At 40.4% G+C, this 21,043-nt stretch carries 24 protein-coding genes and 1 pseudogene; 6 read left to right on the top strand and 19 right to left on the bottom strand.

Annotation, left to right across the window (positions count from 1 at the left end; genetic code table 11):
* The first annotated feature begins 3 nt into the window (after positions 1-3).
* The 6 genes and pseudogenes from NST15_RS01245 (at position 4) to NST15_RS01220 (ending at position 6,605) form a co-directional block, all read left to right on the top strand.
* Positions 4-1,026, top strand: a complete 1,023-nt coding sequence (locus NST15_RS01245; RefSeq protein ID WP_342498768.1) for a DUF4435 domain-containing protein — start codon at positions 4-6, stop codon at positions 1,024-1,026.
* Between the two features lie 54 nt (positions 1,027-1,080).
* A pseudogene (locus tag NST15_RS01240) lies at positions 1,081-1,236 on the top strand (DUF255 domain-containing protein); the annotation flags it as partial.
* Positions 1,237-1,271: 35 nt separating this feature from the next.
* A complete protein-coding gene (locus NST15_RS01235; RefSeq protein WP_342498767.1) occupies positions 1,272-3,155 on the top strand; it encodes a thioredoxin domain-containing protein in 1,884 nt (627 codons plus the stop codon).
* Positions 3,156-3,307: 152 nt separating this feature from the next.
* Complete coding sequence (locus NST15_RS01230; protein ID WP_008343897.1) at positions 3,308-4,078, top strand: SurA N-terminal domain-containing protein; 771 nt, start codon at positions 3,308-3,310, stop codon at positions 4,076-4,078.
* Between the two features lie 218 nt (positions 4,079-4,296).
* Positions 4,297-5,631, top strand: a complete 1,335-nt coding sequence (gene glpT, locus NST15_RS01225; RefSeq protein ID WP_008343899.1) for a glycerol-3-phosphate transporter — start codon at positions 4,297-4,299, stop codon at positions 5,629-5,631.
* Positions 5,632-5,723: 92 nt separating this feature from the next.
* Complete coding sequence (locus NST15_RS01220) at positions 5,724-6,605, top strand: glycerophosphodiester phosphodiesterase (protein ID WP_008343900.1); 882 nt, start codon at positions 5,724-5,726, stop codon at positions 6,603-6,605.
* A 40-nt stretch (positions 6,606-6,645) separates the two neighbouring features.
* Here NST15_RS01220 and NST15_RS01215 read toward each other — a convergent pair whose 3' ends face one another.
* The 19 genes from NST15_RS01215 to NST15_RS01125 form a co-directional block, all read right to left on the bottom strand.
* Complete coding sequence (locus NST15_RS01215; protein WP_008343901.1) at positions 6,646-8,034, bottom strand: amino acid permease; 1,389 nt, start codon at positions 8,032-8,034, stop codon at positions 6,646-6,648.
* 219 nt (positions 8,035-8,253) lie between these two features.
* Positions 8,254-9,012 carry a DUF4097 family beta strand repeat-containing protein gene (locus NST15_RS01210; RefSeq protein WP_342498766.1) on the bottom strand — a complete coding sequence of 253 codons (759 nt, stop codon included), beginning with the start codon at positions 9,010-9,012 and terminating at the stop codon, positions 8,254-8,256.
* A gap of 27 nt (positions 9,013-9,039) precedes the next feature.
* Positions 9,040-9,711 carry a bacitracin ABC transporter permease gene (locus NST15_RS01205; RefSeq protein WP_281215605.1) on the bottom strand — a complete coding sequence of 224 codons (672 nt, stop codon included), beginning with the start codon at positions 9,709-9,711 and terminating at the stop codon, positions 9,040-9,042.
* 28 nt (positions 9,712-9,739) lie between these two features.
* The gene (locus tag NST15_RS01200; protein ID WP_081105376.1) at positions 9,740-10,372 is read right to left on the bottom strand and encodes a TetR/AcrR family transcriptional regulator; all 633 of its coding nucleotides are present in this window, start codon (positions 10,370-10,372) and stop codon (positions 9,740-9,742) included.
* Positions 10,373-10,501: 129 nt separating this feature from the next.
* Entirely contained in the window at positions 10,502-11,392 is an 891-nt protein-coding gene (locus NST15_RS01195; protein ID WP_019744067.1) for an AraC family transcriptional regulator, read from the bottom strand.
* 105 nt (positions 11,393-11,497) lie between these two features.
* Positions 11,498-12,442, bottom strand: coding sequence for an alpha/beta hydrolase (locus NST15_RS01190; protein ID WP_342498765.1), 945 nt, complete (start codon positions 12,440-12,442; stop codon positions 11,498-11,500).
* A gap of 55 nt (positions 12,443-12,497) precedes the next feature.
* Complete coding sequence (locus NST15_RS01185; protein WP_017366494.1) at positions 12,498-12,797, bottom strand: hypothetical protein; 300 nt, start codon at positions 12,795-12,797, stop codon at positions 12,498-12,500.
* Positions 12,794-13,012, bottom strand: a complete 219-nt coding sequence (locus NST15_RS01180) for a helix-turn-helix transcriptional regulator (RefSeq protein ID WP_017358703.1) — start codon at positions 13,010-13,012, stop codon at positions 12,794-12,796. Before NST15_RS01180 ends, NST15_RS01185 begins: the two co-directional genes overlap by 4 nt.
* A 184-nt stretch (positions 13,013-13,196) precedes the next feature.
* Complete coding sequence (locus NST15_RS01175; protein WP_017358702.1) at positions 13,197-13,802, bottom strand: ABC-2 transporter permease; 606 nt, start codon at positions 13,800-13,802, stop codon at positions 13,197-13,199.
* Complete coding sequence (locus tag NST15_RS01170) at positions 13,786-14,661, bottom strand: ABC transporter ATP-binding protein (protein ID WP_065459709.1); 876 nt, start codon at positions 14,659-14,661, stop codon at positions 13,786-13,788. The genes NST15_RS01175 and NST15_RS01170 overlap by 17 nt, the downstream gene beginning before the upstream one ends.
* Before the next feature lie 5 nt (positions 14,662-14,666).
* The gene (locus NST15_RS01165; RefSeq protein WP_017366490.1) at positions 14,667-15,038 is read right to left on the bottom strand and encodes a GntR family transcriptional regulator; all 372 of its coding nucleotides are present in this window, start codon (positions 15,036-15,038) and stop codon (positions 14,667-14,669) included.
* Positions 15,039-15,212: 174 nt separating this feature from the next.
* Entirely contained in the window at positions 15,213-16,340 is a 1,128-nt protein-coding gene (locus NST15_RS01160; protein WP_057078679.1) for a DUF418 domain-containing protein, read from the bottom strand.
* Positions 16,341-16,492: 152 nt separating this feature from the next.
* Entirely contained in the window at positions 16,493-16,684 is a 192-nt protein-coding gene (locus NST15_RS01155) for a hypothetical protein (RefSeq protein WP_342498764.1), read from the bottom strand.
* 23 nt (positions 16,685-16,707) lie between these two features.
* Positions 16,708-17,127 carry a TlpA disulfide reductase family protein gene (locus NST15_RS01150; protein WP_008343914.1) on the bottom strand — a complete coding sequence of 140 codons (420 nt, stop codon included), beginning with the start codon at positions 17,125-17,127 and terminating at the stop codon, positions 16,708-16,710.
* Positions 17,127-17,642, bottom strand: coding sequence for a HEAT repeat domain-containing protein (locus tag NST15_RS01145; protein WP_008343915.1), 516 nt, complete (start codon positions 17,640-17,642; stop codon positions 17,127-17,129). The genes NST15_RS01150 and NST15_RS01145 overlap by 1 nt, the downstream gene beginning before the upstream one ends.
* 18 nt (positions 17,643-17,660) lie before the next feature.
* The gene (skfF, locus tag NST15_RS01140; protein WP_008343916.1) at positions 17,661-19,082 is read right to left on the bottom strand and encodes a sporulation killing factor system integral membrane protein; all 1,422 of its coding nucleotides are present in this window, start codon (positions 19,080-19,082) and stop codon (positions 17,661-17,663) included.
* Entirely contained in the window at positions 19,075-19,797 is a 723-nt protein-coding gene (locus tag NST15_RS01135) for an ABC transporter ATP-binding protein (RefSeq protein ID WP_008343917.1), read from the bottom strand. Before NST15_RS01135 ends, skfF begins: the two co-directional genes overlap by 8 nt.
* Before the next feature lie 205 nt (positions 19,798-20,002).
* The gene (locus NST15_RS01130; protein ID WP_342498763.1) at positions 20,003-20,401 is read right to left on the bottom strand and encodes a RidA family protein; all 399 of its coding nucleotides are present in this window, start codon (positions 20,399-20,401) and stop codon (positions 20,003-20,005) included.
* Between the two features lie 126 nt (positions 20,402-20,527).
* Positions 20,528-21,040, bottom strand: coding sequence for a PadR family transcriptional regulator (locus NST15_RS01125; protein WP_007498534.1), 513 nt, complete (start codon positions 21,038-21,040; stop codon positions 20,528-20,530).
* Positions 21,041-21,043 lie beyond the last annotated feature (3 nt).

The raw sequence follows: 21,043 nt of genomic DNA, 5'->3' as shown, positions 1-21,043 counted from the left end.
GATATGGCTATTACTAAAGAATTTATGAGGGAATCTCTGACAGAGGCATCAGTTGTCTGGATGGATTTTTCAATGAAATATGTCCCTTGTCATAATAAGAATCATATACACTGTTTTTTTGAGGGAGAAGATAGAAAGTACTATTTGGATAGAATAGGAAAATACACAAATTACTCACCAGAAAAAATTTTAAGCTATAATTGTAAGGGTAAAATTAGCTTATTGAAGATATGGAAAAAGATATCATCAAATAGTAAATATGATAATGTAGTTAAAGCATTTTTTGTAGATAAGGATTATGGATTAAACACATATAAAAAGCACGAAACAATTTACGAAACACCATACCATTCACTGGAGAATTTTTATGTTAATATCGAAACTCTCAAAAGTTTATTGATAAAAGAATTCGGATTAAATTCTATTGATTCAGATTTTAAAAAAGTATTAAAAGACTTTATTGAACGTCATAAATTTTTTCGAGAAATTTTCGCTCCCATAAATGCTTTTATTATATCCTTTCAAGAGTTAGACTCACCAATAATGATAAAGAAATTCAAGATAGAAGATTTTGTTGAAATAAAAATCGATCAGATTAAAATACTAAAAGAAACTAATTTTGATATTCTCAAAGAATATTATTTAACTAAATTGAACAAAGATATTAATATGCGGAGAAAACATTCAGAAGAAAACTTGTACAAATTTAATCAAATAATAGACAAAGTAGAAGAGCGTTATTTTGAAAATTTTTCAAAGGTCTACTGCAATTTAGACACTCTCATTCACGGAAAATTTGAACTGCATTTCTTAAAAAAAATTATCGATAACCTTAAAAGTTATAATAGTAATCAACAATATTTCACAAGGAAGCTAGGTAATGTTAATATCGACATCCAATCGAGTAACATATTATCCAATCTATCTCAGTACGCTATGACAACTGAATGTTTAGTTGCATTCTTGAGTAAATACAAATATGTTAATGAACAAGAAGTTGTGAAAGAAATTTCAACAGAATACTGAAATAACATTTCTGTCAAAATAAAAGCACATAGAAATAGGAAAGAAGGTGGTCTAATGCCCAATAAAAGTAAACCCAATAGATTAATCGCTGAGAAGTCTCCATATTTACTTCAACATGCCTATAACCCAGTCAACTGGTACACATGGTCAGACGAAGCATTCAAAAAAGCGAAACGCGAAAACAAACCTGTTTTCGTATCGATTGGGTATGGTTAACCAAAGGAACTTGTCACTGGTGCCACGTCATGGCACACGAATGTTTCGAAGATCAACAAGTCGCTGACATCCTAAACGAGCATTTCATTTCAATCAAAGTCGATCGTGAGGAGCGTCCAGATATTGACTCGATGTATATGTCCGTTTGTCAGATGATGACCGGGCAAGGCGGCTGGCCGCTCAACGTGTTTGTCACGCCTGATCAAAAGCCGTTTTATGCGGGGACTTATTTTCCAAAAAGAAGTGCTTACGGACGTCCTGGCTTCATTGAAGCACTGACGCAATTGCTCGATGCGTACCATAACGACCGAGATCATATTGAATCATTGGCAGAAAAGGCAACAAATAATTTGCGGATCAAGGCAGCAGGGCAGACAGAAAATACGCTCACTCAGGAGTCGATTCACAAAGCCTATTATCAGCTCATGAGCAGCTTTGATACGCTGTATGGCGGCTTCGGTTCTGCGCCTAAATTTCCTGCGCCTCATATGCTCACGTTTCTCATGCGTTATTTTGCATGGACAGGGCAAGAAAATGCGTTATATGCTGTCACAAAAACGTTAAACGGTATGGCAAACGGCGGTATTTATGATCATATTGGTTCTGGATTTACTCGGTATTCAACCGATGAAAAATGGCTTGTGCCGCATTTTGAAAAGATGCTGTATGATAACGCCTTGCTAATAGATGCCTACACCGAAGCCTATCAAATCACTCAACACCCTGAGTACGAAAAGCTTGTCCAAGACCTCATTCAATTTATCAAACGAGACATGATGAATCGTGACGGCTCTTTTTATTCGGCAATCGATGCCGATTCAGAAGGAAAGGAAGGGCAATATTACGTTTGGACAAAAAAGGAGATCATGACCCATTTAGGTGATGACCTCGGCACTTTATTTTGTGCGGTCTACCACATCACAGAGGAAGGAAATTTTGAAGGACAGAACATCCCTCATACCATTTCTACCTCATTTGATGACATCAAGGCAGCATATTCAATCGACGACAAAACCCTTCATTCCAAACTGCAATCCGCTCGACACATCTTACTCACTGTAAGACAGCAGCGACCTGCACCGCTAATCGATGACAAGGTACTCACCTCGTGGAATGCGCTGATGATTTCCGCACTTGCCAAAGCAGGGAGTGTCTTTCATGAAAAAGAGGCCATACGCATGGCAAAACAGGCGATGTCTTTTCTCGAAACACACCTCGTCCAGCAGGAACGGCTCATGGTCCGCTACAGGGAAGGGGACGTAAAGCATCTAGGCTTTATCGAGGATTATGCGCACATGCTCACAGCGTATATGTCTTTATACGAAGCGACCTTTGACCTAGATTGGCTGACAAAAGCCAGAGCCGTTGGTGAAAATATGTTTGAACTATTTTGGGATGAGCAAATCGGGGGCTTTTTCTTCTCAGGCTCAGATGCAGAAACGCTTATCGTTCGTGAAAAAGAAGTATACGACGGGGCCATGCCGTCTGGTAACAGCACCGCACTCCAACAGCTTCTGAAACTAAGCAGAATGATCGGACGTCAAGACTGGATCGAAACACTAGAGAAGATGTTCAGCGCCTTTTACGTCGATGTCTCTTCCTACCCAAGCGGACATACCGCCTTTTTACAAGGACTATTAAGCCAATATGCCGTAAAACGAGAAATCATTATTCTCGGGAAAAAGGGTGATCCGCAAAAAGAACAGCTTCTACAAGCATTGCAAAAACGATTCATGCCATTTGATCTCATTTTAACTGCCGAAACAGGGCAAGAATTAGCAAGGCTCGCACCTTTTGCAAAAGATTACAAAACGATCAACGACAGTACGACAGTCTATATTTGTGAGAACTACAGTTGCCGCCAGCCGATCACCAATCTCGACGAAGCGATGGAACAATTATTCCAAACTTGAGCTGTCATATGATGACTATGAGAAGACAAAATGAGGACAAACAGATAAAAAACATGTCAATCCGCTAACAATTCGTCTGTACGGTTTTATTTTTCCTCTAAAACGGTTAGAATGCGCACTAGATGTTCTCATACCGAAGGGAGAGAAAATAATTGAAAAAAGTATCATATACACTCATTGCTTGTCTGTTATCAGTGGGGCTTGCAGCCTGCTCATCAAACGATGCGAAACAGGATAAGCAAAACGATTCAGCCAACAGCAAGGAAACAACACAGGCTGACCAAAAAGAGCAGCAAAAGCAAATGGAAGAGATGCAAAAGAAATTAGACGCACAAAAAATTGATGATCAAAAGGTCGTTGCGACCGTCAACAAAGATAAAATCACAGGAAGTGAATACAATAGCGCCTTATCGACCATTCAAGGTCAGCTTCAGCAGTCAGGACAAGATCCAACATCTAAAGAAGGCGCAAAAGCTGTCAAAAAGCAAACCATTGATGCGCTAGTAGGTCAAGAGCTCATCCTGCAAGATGCTGAGAAGAAGGGCTATAAAGCCTCTGACAAGCAAGTCGATAAGCAGCTAAAAGAAGAAAAGAAACAATTTAAAGACAATGCTCAATTTGAAGAAGCACTCAAAAAGAGCGGACTGACAATGGATCAGCTGAAAAGTGATATTGCCGACAGCATCAAATACAGCCAATATGTCGACAAAGAAATTAAATCAGCCTCTGTGTCTGAAAAAGACGTCAAAGCGTACTATGACCAATACGCCGATCAAATGAAAAAACAAAAACAAAAAGCACCTGATTTCAAAGACGTCAAATCACAAATCAAGAAGCAGTTAGAATCTCAAGAAAAGCAAAAAGAAGTACAAAAAGAAATTGATCAACTAAAGAAATCTGCAAAAATTGATGTATCGATTTAACCACTATTAAAAATCCGCCATTGTGCGGATTTTTTTCATCACTTCATGAACTGTTTTTCCAAAATAATGACAAAAGCCTCATCATAAACATCTACTCCATCCGATATGATGGGAGTACAAAAGAAAGCGTTATCAATTCTTTTGTCTCTGAAAAAGTACAAGATCAAAGACAGACCTCGTACTTTTGTTTCAGTCATATCTACAAGAGGAGGATGTTTATGTTCAAATGGTTTAAACCAGCTCCGCATATCGACAGGCTCGATGATGCCAAAACAGACGAAACCTATAAACGGCTGCGGCTGCAAGTCTTTTTGGGAATCTTTATCGGATATGCGGGCTACTATTTGCTGCGCAAAAATTTCGCATTTGCCATCCCTTATTTACAGGAAGAGGGGTTCACAAAAAGTGAATTAGGCTTTGTACTAGCGGCCGTTTCAATCGCTTATGGCTTTAGTAAATTCATTATGGGGATGATCTCAGACCGGTGTAACCCAAGATACTTTTTAGCCGCTGGACTTTTTCTATCAGCTCTTATCAATATTCTATTTGTCTCATTTCCATGGGTGACATCCAGTGTATGGATCATGTTTTTATTCATGTTCTTAAACGGCTGGTTTCAAGGAATGGGGTGGCCGCCATGCGGACGAACGATGGCACATTGGTTTTCGGTGAGTGAACGTGGAACGAAAATGTCCATTTGGAACGTCGCTCACAATATCGGCGGAGGGATTCTTGCACCGCTTATTACATTAGGAATTGTTTTGTTTGCGACGTGGAAAAGTATCTTTTTCTTCCCTGCCATCATTGCCATTATCGTCTCCTTCGTCATCATTCTTCTCGTACGGGACACCCCGCAATCCGCTGGTCTTCCGCCAATTGAAGAATACCGAAATGACTATCCGGCACAACAATATGAAGATCAAGAAAAAGAATTAACAGTAAAAGAGATTTTGTTTAAATATGTACTCAACAATAAATTCCTTTGGTATATCGCCATTGCCAACGTCTTTGTGTACTTTGTCCGTTACGGGGTCGTAGACTGGGCACCTACCTATTTAACAGAAGCAAAAGGATTCTCACCAGAGCATTCACGCTGGTCTTATTTCCTTTATGAATATGCAGGCATCCCTGGTACATTATTGTGCGGGTGGATTAGTGACCGCTTCTTTAGAAGCCGCCGCGCACCTGCTGGCGTCCTCTTTATGATTGGCGTGTTAATTGCGGTTCTTGTGTACTGGTTAAACCCTGCTGGCAATCCAATGGTTGATAATATTGCCCTCATCAGCATCGGGTTTTTAATTTACGGACCCGTCATGCTCATTGGACTGCAAGCCATTGATCTCGCTCCGAAAAAAGCCGCTGGCACTGCTGCCGGGCTGACAGGATTCTTTGGGTATATTGGTGGCTCTGCTTTTGCTAATGCCATGATGGGCGTCGTCGTCGATCACTATGACTGGACAGGAGGTTTCATTTTACTAGTTGGTTCTTGTATCCTTGCGATTGTGTTCCTCGCCATGACATGGAATACAGGAAAGCGCGTAGAGCAAGCTTAATGAAAATCACATAAAAGATTCATCTCCGCCCAACATGCCCTTTACATCTATTTCTTATGATGGAGGCAGTTACCGTAAAAGGAGGATAAAATATGAAGAAAAGTAGATTACTTGCTTTCGTGTTACTCTCTTTTGCTTTACTGTCTTTTGGTTGGGTGCCGACCACCATATCGGCACATGAACATCTTTTATCTCCAGATCGCATTTTAACCGTTGCACACCGCGGAGCATCAGGGTATGCCCCAGAGCATACCCTAGCTTCCTACAAGCTCGCCACAAAGATGAATGCAGATTACCTCGAACTCGACCTTCAAATGACAAAGGATGGACACCTCATCGTCATGCACGATGAAACGGTTGACCGGACGACAAACGGAACAGGCTGGGTCAAAGACCTCACACTTGCGGAAATCAAACAGCTCGATGCCGGTGCATGGTTTAACGAAGCCAACCCCGACAAACAAAATACCCACTATATTGGACAGCAAGTCCTCACATTAGATGAGGTATTACGCTACTTCGGTAAACGAGAAAATTATTATATTGAAACCAAAAAACCAGACATCTATCCACAAATGGAAGAAAAGCTATTGGCCGTCTTAAAGAAACATCATCTTCTTGGAAAACATACGAGAAAAGGGCAGGTCATCATCCAATCTTTCAGCCAAGAAAGTCTATTAAAATTGCAAAAACTCGCCCCTCGGCTTCCAAAAGTACAGCTATTAGATAGAGCGCAAATGACGTCTATTACAGATGATCAGCTCGACTTCATCAAATCGTATGCAGTGGGGATCGGACCGAATTTTAGAGCATTGACACTTGAAAATGTCCAGCAGGTCAGAAGCCATGGACTCCTCCTTCACCCATATACGGTAAACAGCGAAGCAGACATGACACGTCTTCTGCAATACGGCGTCACCGGTCTTTTCACCAACTTTCCAGATGTCTTTCAGCGTGTCAAAGCTTCTCTGTAAACGACAAAAGCCTTGCGGGTCCACTCCGCAAGGCTTTTGATTATTTCACCGTTTGATCAGAAGAAGCTGTTTCAATCGGTTTTCGTTTACCAATTCCAAATACAAAAAAGCTAAGCGCCACTAAAATCAAGAACCCAATTGCTACAATAAGAGAAATTCGTGTATCCTGATTAATCAGCATAAACACAAGCACCATCAGCAAGAATCCGATTGTCAAATAGTTAGAAAATGGCGCAAGCGGCAGCTTAAACGGATGCTGATCAAGCGCTGCCCCCTTCGCTTTTCTGAAGCCAATATGACTAATCAAAATGACAAACCAAGGCACCATACCAGGAAGGACACTTGCACTATACACATAAACGAAAATGTTTGGCGGAGAAACATAATTCAAGACCACCCCAACCGCTAAACCAATCAGCACAGCAAATGTCCCAAAATACGGTACACCATTCTTCGAAATTTTTGTAAAGAAAGCAGGTGCCTGTCCATTCACACCTAATGTATAAAGCATACGTCCCGCACTGAAGATTCCACTATTACAGCCGGACATCGCTGCTGTAATGACAACAAAGTTAATAATACCTGCTGCTGCCGTAATTCCAATTTTCGCAAACGTCGCCACAAATGGACTGCCGAGCGTATTCAGCTGATCCCACGGATACACCGTCACGATGACAAAGATCGCACCGATATAGAAAATCAAAATACGCCAGATGATGCTTTTGATGGCATTTGTCAGCGTCTTTTGCGGATTTTGCGCCTCACCTGCAGTAATCCCAATGAGCTCTACCCCTTGATAGGCAGCAATCACTAGGGACAATGCAAACAAGAAACCGCTAAATCCACCTGTAAAGAATCCGCCATGCGCCCAAAGGTTAGACAAACCAATCGCTGTTCCACCATTGCCAAACCCAAAGAAAATAATGCCTAAACCTGCAATGATCATTAAAATAATCGTCACAATCTTGATCATCGCAAACCAGAATTCAAACTCACCGAATGACTTAACCGAAATCAAGTTGGCCGCACCTAAAATGATCATGGCGATTAATCCGGGAATCCACGCCGGTAACTCTGGGAACCAATATTTCATATAAGCGCCTACAGCGATAATCTCAGACATTCCAACAATGACCCACTGGAACCAGTTACTCCAAGCTGTCATATACCCCGCAAGCGGATGAATATATTGATGCCCAAATGTAGCAAACGATCCCGTACTCGGTTCAAGATACAACATTTCTCCCATCGCACGCATAATAAAAAAGATAAAAATACCACACACTGCGTACGCTAGAAGAACCGATGGACCTGTCCATTGAATGGCTTTAGCTGACCCCATGAATAAGCCAACACCAATTGTGCCGCCAAGCGCGATCATTTGAATATGACGAGCACTTAACCCTCTCTTTAATTCCTTTTGAGCCACTTCTATTCCCCCTCATCAACAAACAACATAAAAAATAAAAAATCAGAATTTTCATTCTGATTCAAAATCTTCAATCTTTCGATGTATATTATCATAATAAATCTACCCTTAAAAAACAATTGTTTTTTTGAGGAAAACACTATTAACAAAATATTCTGACATAAAAAGATATTCAAATTATTTTATATTGATATATCGAATTAGAGGATCAACATCACTTCAATGACCATCACTTAATAGAAAAGAACCCCCCCTTATATCGACCTCAAAGCTTTTCCCTCCATTTTTATAAACCATTCTCTCCTGATCATCAACACAGGGAAAGTCATTGTGAAAAGTACCTGATCTTTTCTTCACATAACAAATAAATCCATCATTTTCCGGAATCGCCACTTTGACAGATGATCCAGTTGACGTCGATTTGAGTGAATGTAGCATAGCCTTTGAATGAATTTGTACCCTTCTGCCTATTAAATTCAAATCAATATCCGAAAAAGCACCTGCCATCTCCACTTTTGACGAAGTGCTACGCAGCCTCAATGTTTGCGTGTTGAGCTGTTGACTAGAGATAAGTCCACCCACTGTCTGCAAGCGCAGATGCTTGATTTCTCCCGTAAACATGGACTTTCCAGAAATCAATTGGCATTCAGCCTCCTTCACCTTCAGTCCATCCAAGAATAGATTTGCTCCTTTACAATGAATAGACAAGGACTGTAACTGTGCCTGAGGGAGATAAATCTCCAAATTCGTTTGATGAAGATGAAGCCCCAAGCTGATCGCTCGTTTTCTTTTATCTTGAATGACTAGCCTGCCTTCCTGCACTTGATGATGCAGTAAATACCGATGGGGAAAAACGTGATTGGTGGTCTGCTTCATCAATACATAAGGATGTTCATGGTGATAAAGGCGAACATCTCCCACCAGCCAGTTTAACGAAAGTTCCGTTATTGCTTCTTCAATTTGAACCGTATGCTTCACATGCCTCCATCCTTTTCCCATCATGAATTACCTCGTTTGCAGCCGGCCGATGCGGCTCCATAATTCCAAAATCACAATGAGAATTGCCGAGATCATCACTCCTGACAGGACGAGGTTCAATTGATCATTTCCATAAATGGCCAGCGATATATTTCCTAAAACAGCACATAAAACAATTGCAGTCAGGACGGTCATCAAAACAGATTTCTTCCTCAACCCGATTCTCATCGCCATCAAACCAATCGCTTGAACACAAACAATCAACATAAAGAATGTTTTCATCAATTGAAACAGAGCACCTGCCGTCAGCGTATCATGAACAATAGGGAAGAACATTTCAGACACACTAAACACAACAAATGAAGGAATGATGCTGCACATCATCGCAAACGTTGAAAGGCACACCATCCATATCATATGAGAAAGGAATCTCACTGAATTGGATGTGCGTTCCTGATCAACAGTCTTGCCTACACGCCAATACAGCATAGCTGTGATGATAGAAAAAAAGATCATCCATACTGTACTCGTTAACAAATAAATATTCGTATATTGCTGAAAACCCGGTTCGCGTTCAATTTTTGCAGCAAACGCAATAAAATAGATGAATACTAGCAGCACAATACTCGCGATAAAACTAGCTTGAATATACTGCTTCATGTGGCCTTTTCTTAGCTCAACCTTCATAAAATGAATCATACGTCATCCTCCTATCAGTTGGCATTCTTTATCTTTCGGGCAGATCATACCCGCCAATTTCAGCATAGTGCGCTGTCACCTTTTGAATAAATAGATCACTCACAATATCCACGCCAAGACCCTTCATCATCTGCTTTAAAAAACACAAACGCTGGACCGTTTCTTCATGATTGCGTACAAACAATGTGGGATTCAACCATATATTCACAAGAAGCAAAAATACTTCTGCCACTTCACCAGGAAACGCAGTTTCCATCGAACCATCCTCAATCCCTTCAATGATTAACTGTTTGATTCTCACAGCATCCTGATTGACACCTGTCTTCATGCCTTCAATCACAAATTGCGGATTTTTCATCTGATCAACCAAGATCCCATCAATCGAATGAGACTGAGGGTCTGCCACAAGCTGCTCCAGGATAAGCTGCAGCTTCTCTTTCGCATGAGCTGCCTCCGTATGCTCAATTAACTCCTCAAGCTTCTCGGTTGCATAACGAAACTGCCGATCCATCACGCCGCGTAATATTTCATCCTTCGATTTAAAATGATGATAAATAGCCCCTTTAGACATATTCAATTCATGGATAATATCTTGCAAACTTGTCTTTTCAAATCCCTTTTCCTGAAACAACTTTGTCGACACGTCCAAAATTTGCTGCATCGTCTTTTCTGGATACTTATTTCGCGCCAGTTCAAACGCCTCCTTTTACATACCGACCGTCGGTATGTTTATTTATATTTTTCATTATAAACGGTTCATGCAGATTTGTATACAACAAAAAAAGACCGCTCACACGGTCTCCTCAATCTCAAAATGCAAATTCACCGGCACATCTGGCAGAGCCGAAGCCTCCACCATATTTGTCGTAGGTGTTTTCTCATTCACTTCCTCAAATCGAAAACCGTCAGCCCAGACTGTTCCATGACCGCTGAGCAGCACTCCAAAATGAATGGATTCACTGCGCGTAGGAACATCTAATACGATCGCATATTGATTCCATTCCGTAGAATCTGTCACAGGTCGATTCTGCATATTATCAAACTGCACCGTATCACCCTTTCCGTCATCTACCCGCATCCAAATTCCTGCTGAAGATACATTCTCTGTTTTCAAGAAAGCAGAGAGCTTCAACCGCTTGCCTGCATACTCTTTTGCTTGAAACCCTTGCATCATCGTCGCAAACTGTCCATCTTGTACGCCTTCTTTAGATGATAAAACACCTGATTGCTTTCCCGTATGAAACTCTGCTGTATCAACACCCATCTCATACATATGCGGATGTGAACCACTCAAACCCCAGCCAGGTACTGCTTCATGTAATGTCATCGAATCTTCCTCCTTTTTCATTTGCATGTCTCTCATCATCGACCTGTACATTCCGGGAGGTAAGGAATACAGATGCTTAAAAGCACGCGTAAAGGCTTCCTGCGATTGGAATTGTAACGAAAAAGCAATGTCTAAAATCCCCTGATCCGTATACAAAAGAAGCCGTGCAGCCGTAGCCAATCTTCGTTTCCGCACATATTCCCCCATCGACAGCCCGGTTTCTCGTTTAAACACACGCAGCAAATGAAAATGTGAATATCCTACTTTCTCAGGCACCTGTCTCAGCGACAGCTCATCCATCAAATGCGACTCCAAATAAGAAATCACCTCTTGCGTCACCCGACTATACATCATCTCCCTCACCTCTTCTTGATCATAAAACAAATCAGTTCACTCGTTTTGATCAAAATTGCGATGTTTCATCTGTTCAACTCAAACAGAAGCAGAGGGGGAAGAACGCTAACGTGAGCGCTCGTTGTTCGATAGAAACTCCCTCACATCATCTGCGATTTCTTTTGATTTCGTATGATGCAAATAATGGCCGCCTTTGAAAGTAACGACTTTTCCGTGATCTACATTTTTCAGCAGCTCTTCATGCATTGGTTTCCAGCTTGGTGTTTCTTCCTCCGTTTGATCCGCTAGGTAGAAAACAACAGGGAGACGCTTAGGAAAATGTAAACGCTCTGCATTTTTAAAGTTATTTGTGAAATTTTCCGCCTCACTCGCTTGGCTTTCATTCAAGAAATTTCGGAAGGTCAGCATTTTGATTTGATCTTTCGTTTGTTGATCCACGTTAGGCATCACCAGTTGATCTGTTTTCACTTTCAATAACAATCTGTAAAAGCCAGATTGATTGAGCAGCTGCAAGCTAGAAACCGGCAATTCATCCGTTTCCTGTTTAGGAACACTCGTATCAATGCCAACAAAGGCTTGGACTTCTTTTTCATATTGATTCACATATTCTAATCCATAAATGCCAGCAATCGAATGACCCATCAGCGTATATTTTTTAATGTTGAGTTTTTGCAAACATTCATGAATCTCATCCACAATGTTTTGACTTGTCCTTACTTTATCTGTGTCGTCACTTAAACCATAACCAAACGGTTCAATCACAACGACTCTATAATATGGCGATAACTCCTTGACTAACGGTTTAAAATCAAGCACGGGTGAAGCAGTTCCATAGCCTGGGAGAAGGACAATCGTTTCTTTCCCATCGCCTTGAATGAGCACATTCATCTGCTTCCCATCCACCAAGACCTTTTGCCCATAAGCTTCTATTTTCCCCTGTTCTCTTTCCTTACTAATTAGATTCACAACATAAACACTGGCCACAAATACAACCAAGACAGTCAGAATGGTACATAGAGCAATCAGCATTATTTTCAGTAATTTTTTCAATATTTTTTCTTCCCTTCATGATGAAGTACCCTAGCTTGCATCCGCAGATAAAAGATTAGTATTTTCTTTCACAATAGATAATGCCAATTGTATTTGCGCAAACACTTGATACATACATAAACGTAATCGCTATATAAAACCATTCCGTTGGAGATGATAATTCATGAACAAAAGCTTGAATGACAGCCACCAATATATAGGCTAATGCCACACCTACAATTGAAAAACTTCCGGCTTTCGCTAAAATAAATTGGCCCCGTTCATCCTGTTTATATTCACGGCTTTTCTTAAATTGAAAGACCGTACTTAAGATAGAAAGGATAATCAGAGAATAAAGTATGATCGTTGTCATCATCGCTGTTGTTCCTCCTTGTCGACCTCTTGAAAAACGTCATATAAATCAACTTCAAATGTTCTCGCAATTTGAAATGCTAGTTTTAAAGACAAAGAATATTTACCATTTTCAATCGCTGCCACAGTTTGACGAGTCACACCTAACTTCTCTGCCAAATCCTTTTGTGTCCAGTCTTTTTCTGCCCGTAATACTTTCATTCTATTTTTAATTTCCATTTCAGATTCCTTTCTTAAAGGATGTTTTATTTAACATTATGTTAAAAATAATTAACATTATGTTAAATAACAATAACCTGTTTTCTACTGGATGTCAATTTCACCGGATGCAAAAAAGAATCATCCATTTTGAAAGGCCTACCTCAAAATGAATGATTCTCTATAAATGATGTGATCATCTGATTTAAAACACTTTCCTCTGGTAAATCGCAGTAGAAAGTCCCCAAGATAGCAAGTAGATGAGCATAATCAGTACAGTTGACCCCGTATATACAATAGGGATCGATAAATTCATGATAAAATCAGTGATCCCACTGAATTGCTCTGCTAAATAGATCACAACAGGTGGCCCCATAGCAGATAAAATGATAAAGCCAATAATCACTGCCGTTGTGATATAGCCAGGCTTTAAGATATAAAACAATGGAAATGTGCACGCCGCAAACAATAAAAATAGCCCGCTGCCAATCGCAATATCAGATAGCGAAAACAGCTTCCCAAACACAAATAATGCAGCACTTGTCAGCACGATTGCAATACTCATATAAAAAATGGCGCCAAGATAACGTGATGCGATAATTTCTTTACGTGTATAGGGCAAGGAATTTAATAGAATATTCGTTTCTGCCTTCTCATCATAAGCATATGTGTTAAATGGAATGAAGACACTAGCGACTAGAAACGTTAATACTGGATGGACATCCATGAAAATGAAAAATAAGATAAACGGAATAAAAATAAGTAACTGCTTCTTTTGCAAAATCACATCACGCTTAATTAAATGAAACATGCGCAACCCCGCCTTTCAAATAAAACATGATATCCTCAAGCGACGCCGGTTCAATCACAACAGCATCCCCAAAAATAAGTTTCACCTCATCAATCCGATCTGTTAATGCTTCAAATCCGGCTGCCGTACGCTGAATATGGATAAACGCCTTTTCTGTGTCTCGATCCAGCAAATCCAGGCTCCCCTTCACCAGCGCATAATTCTCCGCCACCTCATGAATCGACTGTTGAAAGACCAATCTTCCATTTTGTATAAACGCAATATAATCCGCGATGCGATCTAAATCAGTCGTCATATGTGTTGAGAAAAAAATCGTTCGATTCCCATCAATCATCAATTCTTGTAACGTACTGAGCAGCTCTCTTCTAAATACCGGATCTAAACCAGCAGTTGGTTCATCCATGATAATCAGCTCTGCATGATGCGACAGCGCAATCGCAAGCGATGCCTTCATCTGCATCCCTTTTGAAAATGTTTTAATCGCTTTATTCAGCGGCAGACCAAACTGTTCAATATATTGATAAAATAGTCTATCATCCCAGCGTTTATAGGCAGGTGCCACAATTCGTTTGATGTCTTTTAAATTCAATCCTGGGAAAAAAACGTTAGCATCGTAAACAAAGCCAATTCGTTCCTTAATCTCTTTTTCATGGGTGCGATAATCTAATCCAAAAATTTTAACCTCACCAGAATCTGGTTTTAACAAATTCATGATCATTTTAATCGTGGTCGACTTACCGGCTCCATTTTCTCCAATAAACCCAGTAACAAAGCCCTTTTTGACCTGTAAATCAAGATTCTGCACAGAAAAGTCTTTGAACCGTTTTGATACTCCTTTGAATTCAATCACATGCTCCACTCATCTCACTCCTCATACAAGAACTTTAATAACTGCTGCAATTCATCAAAAGATAAGCCTAATTCCTTGCCGTTTGTAACAACCGCTCCAAGCTGTTCCTCAATCACCTTCAATTTTTTCTCTCTCATGACCTCTAGGTTTTGCTCGGCAACAAATGACCCCTTACCGACAATCGAATAAATAAATCCTGCCTTCTCTAACTCTTCATATGCACGTTTTGTTGTGATGACGCTGATTTGTAAATCCTTCGCCAGCTTTCGGATAGACGGCAGGGCCGCACCTTCTGCAAGCTCCCCCGTTAAGATCAACGATTTGATTTGCGTCGTAATCTGCTCATAGATAGGCTCCTTAGAATGGTTAGAAATCGTAATTTGCATATAAAAAACCTCTTTTTTCTGTACTGGTATTCGCAATGAAATATTGTATATATACTATATATACATTATATACACACTGAAAAAATATTCAACTCCTTTTATGAACTTTTTTGAATGCGATCCAACTAAAAAACCGCACAGCTCTTCAGCCATGCGGTTCCTCAACAAATCAATTTATCTCCAATATACCCATTTTCCCATAAGCCATTCTACAGGCCCTCTTCTCCACTTTTTCAAATAGAGATAGCTGATGAACAGCTGAGCTGTGTATAGTCCAACAGCAAGCAGCAATCCAAACATTGAGCCCATTTGTCCAAATAAACCAAGTCCGTAAGAATAGAAAATCGTTGTACAAATAATAGATTGAGCCAAATAGTTTGATAAAGACAATCGGCCCAGTCCTGCAAGCAGACGTTTCAACCCTTGAGCAGCCTTTGAATAGTAAAAGACAATAAAAGCTTGAATATAACCGATCGTCAGGACATAAGCTCCTAACGTCAACACCATTTCACTCCAAGGAGCATCACTGAACGTCGCACATTTTAAAGCGAGTCCGATCAAAATCATCCAGATCCAGCCTTTACGATAAGCCATTCCTCGATCTTCTTCTGTCAGATGACCTTTTTTCCCAATGGCCATGCCAAGCAGTGCAAATGGCCCCACCATGATCGTACCGAATAGAAAACCTAAGATCGGCATCAACGTAATGGTCACGATCGCCATAATAATGGTCACAATCATCATATCGTCTTCAATCGTCACCCGGCTCAATAAAATATCACCGTATGCGCCCTTCGCATACACATCCGTTAACAAATCATCATTTCCATAAACAAAGGTCATCAGATATGGTAAAACCACTAATGACAAAGCACCTAACACACCTGACCAAATCAGCATTGTTTTGATCCGGCTGCTCAAAAACATCATCAAGAAAAACGTACATGCTCCATAATATAAGAGAATATCACCATTCCAAATGAATATGTAATGCAACATCCCAAGCACAATAAGACCAAAGCCACGGCGAACGACGATGGCATTCGTATTCAGCCCCTTTGCCTTCGTGGATTCAATCAACTTGATAAAAGAATACCCAAACAAAAAGGAGAAAATCGGATAAAATGACCCCTGGAACAAGATCTCCGTCACATATACCCCAAACTCCTGTCCCCATATGCTCGGATCAAACATCTTCTCAAAATCATAATCATATTGAAAATTAAGCATATTCACAATCAAAATACCTAATAAACTAAAACCACGTAAACTATCAATAAACTCAACCCTAGATCCCTTCAACACGACAGCTCCTTCGGAAAATATAAAAATAAAGCATATTTATCCTACCACACTTTCAAAAAATTGGATCTCATCCCCATGTGAAAAATCATGTTTTAAGGTAAATTTAATAAAAAAACCTAGAATTTATATTCTAGGTAACCTACTTATGATTAATGACTCTTTTCATCCTTCCAAAGCACACGCTTCACATAAAACAAAATCCCCAATCCAAACAAAATCAACGACAACTCCCAGTCTGCAGAAACCGGCAGCCATGTCAACATCATGAGAATCAGCAAAACAGCTCCCACACCTGCATAAAAGACCACCGTTTTTTTTAATTCTTGGTTTGATTGAAACAAAACGCTCTCCTCCATAACTCTAATTATGATCGTTTTTCTAGTTTTTTTAATATTTTTTCCCAGCCGGTATCTCCCATTTTCCGATCAATTAATTGTCCCTCTTTATCTATGAGGCAAAAACTTGGCAATCCTTGAATTTTATATTTTGTGACAATCTCATAATCTTGATCCAACACAATGGGAGCAATGAGATTCTTTTCCTCCGCATATTTCGAAACAACCTCTATCGATTTTTCTTCTTCCGTATATGGAACATGGACACAGGTTAAATGGATACTCAACTGATCCACACTATGTAGAATGTGGTCGGTTAATTCTTCACAATGCGGACAGTTAACTGACCAAAAATAAAGAAGCTGAGTATGCTCTTCAGGTAAACACCGCTGATGTGAAGAATGAATCCAAGGAAGGTGCTCAGGCCATTTAAGTATTTGCGTTTCCACTACTCATCCCCCTTTTCTTTTAATTGAAAAGCGATGATTTTTCCTAGTGCCTCTTCTGCGGCAAAGGGGGCCACATTTCCTGATGGATTCTCTTGTTCCTGTTTTAGGCACTCGTACATATTTTTTTCAATTTTTGATGGGTCAATCCAAGAGATACACCACGATGCCCAAAAACAAGTAGGACCCTCATAACGCTTTGCCAAAGACAGAAGAAATGGCAAACTAGGCTGACCAATTCTCATGAGTGAGATCGCAGCCGCCATTCTTGTCTCCTCTTCTTCACTTTCTAACAGTTTAGCAAGAGCTTCTGCTGCATCCCCTGCATCTGCTCCAAATTCACCAAGAACCGCTGCTGCAATATTCCGCAAAGAACCCTCTTCTTTTAAGGCTTCAACAAGCACTGGCACTGCCTCTTTTCCTGATTTCCTTAATTCCCCCATGGCTTGAACGATTGTTACTTCATTCGTATTGACTAAACGTTGAACCGATTGGGATAGCTTATCTTCTGGTTTCATGACAATCAACTCCTCTTTTTAATGAGTCCCACGGCATCGATAACACATCACATAACATACACATCCAGCAAATACACATGTCATCGTTGTAAACCAGCCATTAGTGAACAGATGAATCCCAATGATGACTGCAGCACTTATGACAGATCCGATGAGCAATGATCGATAATAGATGCCCAAAGAAAGACTCGCTTCTCGTCTCAAAGGCTGCGTAAAGGCAAAGAGCCGAATGGTCAAAAACCAAATATAAACCCCTACCCCATAAATGGCCCAATACAATACATCATGAATCTCTAACAAGATAAGAGAAACCAAGTAGACACCATACAACCAAAAGGTTTGAAACACTTCCAATAGAAGAATTTTTTGATATAAAGCACCCGGAAAAAGATACAGCATTCCCGTTTGCCCGTGTCTTACAATCCCCGCGTAATATGAACTGAGCAGGACAGATGCACCAATGACCAGAAAGAATAGAGTCAACCAATTTGAAAAATAAGAACTGACGACATAATAAGTACCGATCAACAGCATGGTGGATAACAGGTGGAAGGTAGCATACTTTTTAATCATCAATATTTCTAGCCAAAGGAAAGCCCAGATGCCCGTTAATGTTGAAAGCCCCCACCACGTCTTGCTTTTCTTTGGACTTATTGGATTTGCATGAACCTGTTTCCCCTCAAATTCCTCCCAAAATGCCGCCTCTTTGACTAACGACTCCATCATCTCTATACGATGACTCGACCTGTACATCATCATGAAAGATAAAATCATCATTCCAAGTAATATCAATACAGAAATGAATGAAAACTCCACTATCATGCGTCCGACTTGATACATAAAAGAAGCAGATATCTCCATCATTGACGACTGTTTCAATATCAATTGATTCATAATAAGCAATGAAAGACAACCAAACATCAGTATAAAACCAATGAAGAGCACTCGCTTATATACTTGAATGGTTCTTGCACAAGATACCGCAATCATCCATGTTTCGATCATACATAACAGCGCTGTTAACAGGAGTGATTTACCAAGTAGAAAAAAGTACTGCTTCGTTAAACAAAGAAGGAGGATATCAGCCATCACAGCAGAAACAATGAGAAGAGCACATCGCCAAAAAATGTGATATACCCATACACTCATCACAACCGTCCATAAGGAAGCACCACTTCCATACAACCACATGATATCGTTCATCTGACTAGGCAATCGATTCGAAAACAAACCAAAGCCAGTATAAAGAACAAATAAAACGACAATGAACCATCCAGCTGTACTCGCATTCCAATCGCCCATACTTGAGACTGCGCTCAGCTGAAAACCAATGGCAGCAATCATAAGCAGCAAGATCAAAAAGGGCATTTTCTTTTCTTGATTTTTACTGATCAAGCGCCTTTGGGATTTCATCCATAAAAGGGAAAGCGTGTTATTCACTAGACCACTCCCCTAGAAGTTGAATGACTTCTGCCCGCCACTTCATTTGTTCTTCCTGCCGCTTAGGAACAGCGATACTTTTCATGATGGCACCGTCTCGAATCAATATCACCCTACTAGCCGTATCAAGAACAAACTCTAGACTATGAGTGGACACAAGAACCGAACCACCTTGAAGGCTCTTCTGTATCAGCCAATCTGACAGCCATTGTTTTGAAGGAATGTCTAACCCAACAGTCGGCTCATCTAAAATAAAAAGGGAGGCATCTTGCACAATGGCCCCTGCTAAGACGACACGCTGTTTTTGACCTCTTGAAAGCCTTCCGCACAATTCGTTCATCTTCATTTCGATATGTACTTCTTTCAACGCCTCAAATACCTTTTCTTTGATCTGTTTTAAACCTTTATGATAGCCTCTTGCACGGAATTGAACATGTTCAGCAACCGTTAAATCTGGGTACAAATATGGCTGATCTGGAATAAGAGCTACTTGTTTTTGGACATGGGAATGACCAGGAGGAAATCCCTCTATGAGTATTTCCCCTTGATCAGGTTGATAGAGACCTGTTAAACATCGAATGGTTGTCGTCTTCCCCGCACCATTAGGCCCAAGCAGCGCCACAACCTCCCCTGCTTCAACGGAAAATGAAAGACCCTCTATCCCATCACCATTGCTATATCGTTTGCTTACATTCTGAACCTCCATAAATGGCATCAAATCTCTCCCTTTTATTAGAGTGATGTATGCTGATCTATGGTGTTTTTACGGTGGAATGTAACCCACTTATTAATCACCATAATATTACCATATGAGGTATAAAAGGGTAAGAAAATTATAATCATTTAAAATACTAAAAGATAACAAAACAAAAAAGATTGGGCATCAATCACCCAACCTTTTATCTATTAAATAAACCAATTCAAACCGAATCCATATCCCGACAAGCCCATGCATCCACCTCGACCTTTAAAGCAGGTGAAGCCAAAGCCACCACATAAATCATCGTCATACAAGGCAGGTGAGCCCCTAAAAACTGACCCATGATTCGTTTTCTACTCTCGGCATCAAACTCCCCTACTAAATAGAACACAAGCTTCGTTATATCTTCCACTTTCATATCTGCCGCTTCTACATTGCGTTTTACATTCTCTAACGCTAGCTCGAGCTGTTCCATCGGGCTCGCTGGGATGGTCCCATCGACTTCCATCCCCACTTGCCCTGATAAGGTTAACCACCGCTGCGGCCCTGTTGTCTCTATTTGATGGATGTACGGTGCAACTGGCGCATGAATGGTCTCAGGATTACGTGATGTTTTCATTGATCAAACCCCTTTTCTGAAAATACAATCAATTTCCACCTATCATACCAAACTTTCTTCCCATCCTATCTGCATATGCTCCGAACGAAGCCAAAAAAAAGACCTTTCTTCAAAAGAAAGACCTCTCTAAAATGATGACCCGCTCCGATGCTCAATTTGATGAATCCAATTCAAATCAGCCTCTAAATGAAGCAGCGTGCCAGAAATCAATAAGTACCGACTCTCATCACCTTGCACAAGACATTCCGTTTTTAGCTTCGTGAGTTCCATCACATCTTTCATGATGACGGCTTTCTGCTGCTGAAGCATTTCTTTTTCTTGATGAAATCTGATTTTCCGTGCACAGCCCCATTTAAAGTGAAAATCATCCTTTGCAGCATGATATGGAACAGGTGCCAACAGCCATGATTCCAGCTCTTGTCTGCCTTCTTCCGTCACGTCGTACAACTTTCGATCTTGGTCATCTATTCCCACTGCTGTCACCAATTGATCACGAATTAACCGATCAAGCGTCGTGTAGATTTGACCCGGGTTGATTTTTCCTTTTATTCCGAGCAATGACTCCAGCTCTAGCTTTAATTCATATCCATGATGTTGCTGCTGACAGAGCGATGTTAAAATTCCGTATTTCACTGACATATG

This window comes from Bacillus sp. FSL R5-0820 (assembly GCF_038593385.1).
Taxonomy (GTDB): domain Bacteria; phylum Bacillota; class Bacilli; order Bacillales; family Bacillaceae; genus Bacillus; species Bacillus altitudinis.
The sequence above is the reverse complement of the archived record's forward strand: the minus strand, read 5'-3'. Positions and strand labels throughout refer to the sequence as shown.